This window comes from Prosthecobacter sp. (assembly GCF_020439865.1).
Taxonomy (GTDB): Bacteria; Verrucomicrobiota; Verrucomicrobiia; order Verrucomicrobiales; family Verrucomicrobiaceae; genus Prosthecobacter.
The window spans coordinates 1-5,719 of the sequence record NZ_JAGRPF010000160.1 but is presented as its reverse complement, the minus strand read 5'-3'; the positions used below and the strand labels follow the sequence as shown (position 1 = coordinate 5,719).

Annotated in this window: 3 protein-coding genes; all 3 read left to right on the top strand. The window is 61.4% G+C overall.

The window, feature by feature from the left end; genetic code table 11:
• Positions 1 to 316, top strand: a 316-nt coding sequence (locus tag KDL09_RS19475) for a type II toxin-antitoxin system death-on-curing family toxin (RefSeq protein ID WP_294388927.1), incomplete at its 5' end; no start/stop codon positions are given.
• Positions 317 to 408: 92 nt separating this feature from the next.
• The gene (locus tag KDL09_RS19470; protein WP_294388925.1) at positions 409 to 4,611 is read left to right on the top strand and encodes a PVC-type heme-binding CxxCH protein; all 4,203 of its coding nucleotides are present in this window, start codon (positions 409 to 411) and stop codon (positions 4,609 to 4,611) included.
• A gap of 96 nt (positions 4,612 to 4,707) precedes the next feature.
• Positions 4,708 to 5,719: sulfatase-like hydrolase/transferase (locus KDL09_RS19465; protein ID WP_294388924.1), on the top strand; the 1,012-nt coding region annotated here is incomplete at its 3' end.

Here is a 5,719-nt window from a genome sequence, read left to right as displayed (position 1 = left end):
CGGATCGGACGTCTTGCGTGATCGAGCACTGCTGGAGTCGGCCATCGCTGCACCGCAGGCCAGTTTTGGCGGGAATTCTCCATTCCAAGACGCGATCGAAGTGGCCGCAGCCTATCTTTTCTATCTCTGCAGCAATCATCCTTTCGTGGATGGAAACAAGCGTGTGGCGCTCGGCTCGTGCCTGGTCTTCCTGCAACTGAACGGCCTCTCGCCAGCACCTGACGGCGACGACTGGGAAAACCTCACGTTCGCCGTAGCTGCGGGCGCATTGAGCCGGGACGAGGTCACGTCGAGTCTGCGGAAGCTGGTGGAGTAGTCCTCCAACACGAAAACCACCAAGCAGCTGTTTTTTCTTGTCCGGTTCCGCCAAGTCGTGCGGTATAACGTCCCCTCCGTTTTTTCCCAACCATGAAGCACCTCCTATTCTCACTCGCACTCCTTGGCTCGGTCGCGTCCGCGCAGGAATACATCGAAATGGCCGCAAACCCCGTCGGCGCGGGCAAGGGCAGGACGATCGTGCTGGTCGCGGGTGACGAGGAATACCGCACGGAGGAGTCGATGCCGATGCTGGCGAAGATTCTGGCCAAGACGCACGGCTTCAACTGCGTCGTGCTGTTCTCCACGGACGAGGCAGGCGGTTACATCGATCCGAACAACCAGAAGAACATCCGCGGCACCGAACGGCTCGCCGACGCTGACCTGCTGATCATCGGCACGCGCTTTCGCCAGCTTCCGAACGCATCGCTGGAACACTTCGCGAAGTTTCTGAACGCCGGGAAGCCGGTGATCGGCTTCCGCACGGCGACGCACGCGTTCACGGGCAACGGCAAGACGGGTGACTTCAAGTGGAGCGAGTTCGGGCTGAAAATCTTGGGCGAGAAATGGGTCAGTCATCATGGTGCGCACAAAAAGGAGGGCACGCGCAGTGTTGTGGAGGCCGCAAACTCGAAGAACGAGGTGCTGCGTGGCGTGGGAGAGATTTTCGCGCTGAGCGATGTGTATGGCGCGCCGGATGTGAAGGCTGACAGCGACACGATCCTGCTGCGCGGCGCGGTGACGGAGTCGCTCGACCCGAAATCGAAGAATTTGGTGGGCCCAAAGAACGAGCCCATGCAGCCGATCGCCTGGCTGCACGACTACACGGCACCAAACGGCACCACAAAGGGCCATTCGTTCTGCACGACGATGGGCGCGGCGGTGGATTATCAGGACGAAAACCTGCGCCGTCTCATCGTGAACGCCGCGCATCATCTGCTCGGCCTTCCCGTGCCGGAAAAGGCGGATGTGGCCTTCATCGATCCGTTCAATCCGACATTCTACGGCTTCATCAAGGACGCGGGTTACTTCAGGCAGCGCAATCTGAAGCCCGGCGACTTTGCGACCGGCAGCAGCCCGTCGATGGGACTTCCGGAAGATGCAGCGAAGCAAACGGCGGCCAAAAAGGGCGGCGCGAAGAAGGCGGAGAAAAAGAAGGAAGAGCAACCTGCCGGAGCACCGCATCAACCCGCTGTGGAGCCACCAGCCGCGACCGCCGCACGCAGTCAAAACGTGGCGCCACCGGAGAAGGGCGAGCACATCGTGCTCATCGGCAACGGCCTCGCCGAGCGTGACACATGGTACAGCCGCATCGAAACGGAACTGCAGCTTCGTTATCCAGATCGCGACCTGTTCTTCCGCAACATGGGCCACGTGGGCGACACGCCGGGCTTCCGTCCGCATCCGTCGCGTGCGTCGCAGTGGGCCTTCCCCGGCGCGGAGAAGTTTCATCCCGACAAGACGATCCACAACGGTCAGGGCTTCTACGCCACGCCCGATCAGTGGCTCACACATCTGAAGGCGGACACGATTGTCGGCTTCTTTGGCTACAACGAGTCATTCGACGGCCCGAACAAGGTCGGCAATTTCGAAGCCGAACTCGACGCGTGGGTCGTTCACACGCTGAGCAAAGCCTACAACGGCAAGACCGCGCCGCGTGTGGTGCTCGTCTCGCCCATCGCGTATGAAAATCAGAGCGCGAAACGCGATCTGCCGAAGGGCGACGTCGAAAACGCCAACCTCGTGCTCTACGCGGGCGCCATCGAGAAGGTCGCGAAGAAGCACGGCCTGACCTACATCGACCTTTTCACGCCGACGCAGGAGGTTTATGCGAAGGGCGGCGAGTTTTTCACCACCGGCGGTTTTGTGCCGACGGAGAAAGGCTACGAGCAGGTCGCCGAATGGCTCGCCACGGGTCTTTACGGTCACCAGAGCCGCGAATCGAAGGCGGATCCCGCACTCGTTCACGCCGCGGTGAAAGAGAAGGACTGGATGTGGAACAACGATTACAACATTCTCAACGGCGTGCACGCGCACGGCCGCCGCTACAATCCGTATGGTCCGCAGAACTATCCGGACGAAGTGCAGAAGACGCGCGAGATGACCGCGCTGCGTGATGATTTGATCCACCAGGTCACGGCCGGCAAGACGACTGATTTGAAGGTCGATGACAGCAAGACGCACGCGCTGCCCGCCGTGCCGACGAACTACGTGCCGAGCGTGAAGAACGGCAGCGAGAAGTATCTCTACGGCGAGGAGGCGTTGCAGTCGCTCACCGTGCCAGAAGGCTACAAAGTGCAGCTGTTTGCCTCGGAAAAAGAGTTCCCGAACCTCGCGAACCCGATGCAGATGAGCTTCGACAACAAAGGTCGTCTGTGGGTCGCGACGATGCCTGCGTATCCGCATTTCAAACCCGGCGATGCGATGCCGGATGACAAGATCCTCATCTACGAGGACACGGACGGTGACGGCAAGGCTGACAAAGAAATCGTTTGGGCCGACAAACTGCACCTGCCGATCGGATTCGAGCTCGAACCTGAAGGCGTCTATGTCTCGCAGGAGCCGAATCTCGTGCTCATCCGCGACACGAACGGCGACGACAAGGCCGACAGCATGGAGATCATCCTCGGCGGCTTCGACACGCACGACACGCATCACGCCGTCAGCGCCTACACCGCCGATCCGAGTGGTGCGTTCATGATGTGCGAAGGCATCTTCCTCCACTCGAACATCGAAACGCCCTACGGCCCCGTGCGCTGCGTCGATGGCGGTTTCTATCGTTACAGCCCGCAGCGCGGCCACCTCGAGCGCACGATTCAGATGAGCATCCCGAATCCGTGGGGCTTCGTGTTTGATCAATGGGGCCAGGATTTCCTCCTCCACACCTCCGGCACCACAATGAACTGGGCATTGCCTGTCGAGGTGAAGCCCGCCTTCGGCAGCAAGACGCCGTCCGCCGCCGACCTCGTGCCGAAAGATCACAAGGTGCGTCCGACGAGCGGCCTGGAGATCGTTTCCTCACGCCACTTCCCCGACGAAGTGCAGGGCGATCTCATCTACTGCAACGCCATCGGCTTCCTCGGCATCAAGCAGGTGAAAATCGTGGACGACGGCACCGGCTGGAAGACCGATCACCGGCACGACCTGCTCGTCAGCAAGGACGGCAACTTCCGTCCGGTCGATCTCGAATTCGCACCCGACGGCAGCCTCTATGTCATCGACTGGCACAACGTGCTCATCGGCCACATGCAGCACAACGCGCGCGATCCACTGCGCGACCACGTGCACGGCCGCATCTACCGCATCACCTATCCGTCGCGCCCGCTCGTCAAGGCTGTGCCCGTCGCCGGCGCCTCGCTTGATCAACTCTTTGAGAACCTCAAGGAACCCGAACTCCGCGCCCGCTATCGCACGCGTCGCGAACTTCGCGCACATCCGGCCAGCGAAGTCGTTCCTGCCGTCAAAGCCTGGGCTGCCAAGCAGAGCGACACGCACGCGAAACTCGAAGCCCTCTGGGTCACCTGGGGTGCAAACAAAGTCGATGAAGGCCTGCTGCGCGAGATGCTCGCCTCCAGCGACTTCCATGCCCGCGCCGCCGCTGTGCGCGTGCTGCGTTACAACACGCACGTCATCGCCGATCACGTCGCCTTGCTCGAAAAAGCCGCCGCCGATGAACATGGTCGCGTGCGCCTCGAAGCCATCGTCGCCGCGAGCTGGCTGCCGAACATTCCCGCCGCGAAAAACATCGTGGCCATCGCATCGAAGCTGCCGCTCGACGATTGGAACAAGGCTGCCGCGCAAACCGCCGCCGACCGCCTCAACGGAGTCATCGAAGTCGTGAAGCCCGAATACAAAGCCGTGCCGCCGCCTGCACATCTCAGCGATGCCGCGAAAGCGCAGTTTACCGCCGGTCAGGAAGTCTATTTCCGCGAAGGACATTGCGTCACCTGCCATCAGCCAAACGGTGCCGGACTCGATCCCGCCTTCCCAAGCATCGTGAACAGCCCTTGGGTGACCTCCGACCGCGACCGCCTCATCAAGATCGCCATGTACGGCCTCATGGGCCCCATCAAAGTCGGCGACAAGGAATACAACGGCCAGGTGCCCATGACGCCCTTCGGTGGCATGCTCAAGGACGAGGAAATCGCCAACGTCCTCACCTTCGTCCGCAACCACTTCGGCAACAAAGCCGATCCGATCAGCCCCGCCGAAGTCAAAGCCATCCGTGACGCCAATCCTGGCCGCATGATGCTCTACACGACGGACCAGCTCCTCAAGGAGCATCCGATGAAGTAAGTAGCGGAGCCGCTGCACCCACCATGTGGCTGAGGGTCACATGGTGGTGTGGAATGGACATGCAGGAAGGCTCCAGCGGAGTCGTTTCATCCCACTATGAAACGCATTCTCATCGCCTTGATCGGACTCGCCTCGCTCGTCAGCGCGGCGGAGTCGCGAAAGCCGAACATCATTCTCATCTTCACGGATGACCAGGGTTACAATGACCTCGGTTGCTTTGGCTCGAAGAAGATCAAGACGCCGAACATCGACCGCATGGCCGCGGAAGGCGTGCGGCTGACGAGCTTCTATGCGCAGCCGGTGTGCGGTGTGTCGCGTGCGGCGTTGATGACGGGCTCGTATCCGATCCGCCTTGCGGAGCCGGGCAATTTGAAGCGCCTGCACACCGTGCCGCATCCACAGGAGGTCACGATGGCGGAGGTGATGAAGTCCGCGGGGTATGCCACCGCGCTCATCGGCAAATGGCATCTCGGATTGAACGGCGACGGCCCGGCGAAAACCGATCCGGCGACGATGCCGAACGCACAGGGCTTCGACTACTTTTACGGCACGCCCAAGTACAACGGCGCGACCGTGCGCGTGCAGGACACGCCGATGCGCAGCCCCATCATGCGCAACGACGAGGTCGTCGTGAAGGCGGTGCAGAGCTGGGATCACATCACCGCCGACTACACGCGCGAGGCCATCGAATGGATCGGAAAAAACACGGCGCAGCCCTTCTTCCTCTACCTCGCGCACAACCTGCCGCACATCCCGCTCGGCGCGTCGGAGAACTTCAAAGGGAAGTCTGAGTATGGCCCGTATGGCGACGCCATCGAGGAGATCGACTGGTCCACCGGCCGACTTCTCGACACGCTCAAGCAACTCGGCCTCGACGACCATACGCTCGTCGTTTTCACCTCCGACAACGGCCCGTGGGTGGAAACGACCGCCGGCATGAAACCCGACGGCAAGCCGTTCATCCCTCGCGATCACTCCGGCACCGCAGATCCGCTGCGCGGCTGGAAAATGTCCGCGTGGGACGGCGGTTGCCGCGTGCCGTTCGTCGCCCGCTGGCCGGGAAAAATCCCAGGTGGCCGCGTAAGCGATGGCATCTTCAGCACAATGG

Bases quoted from the DNA above. Each gene is read 5' to 3' on its own strand.
- KDL09_RS19470 (WP_294388925.1), top strand. From the start codon at position 409: ATGAAGCACCTCCTATTCTCACTCGCACTCCTTGGCTCGGTCGCGTCC.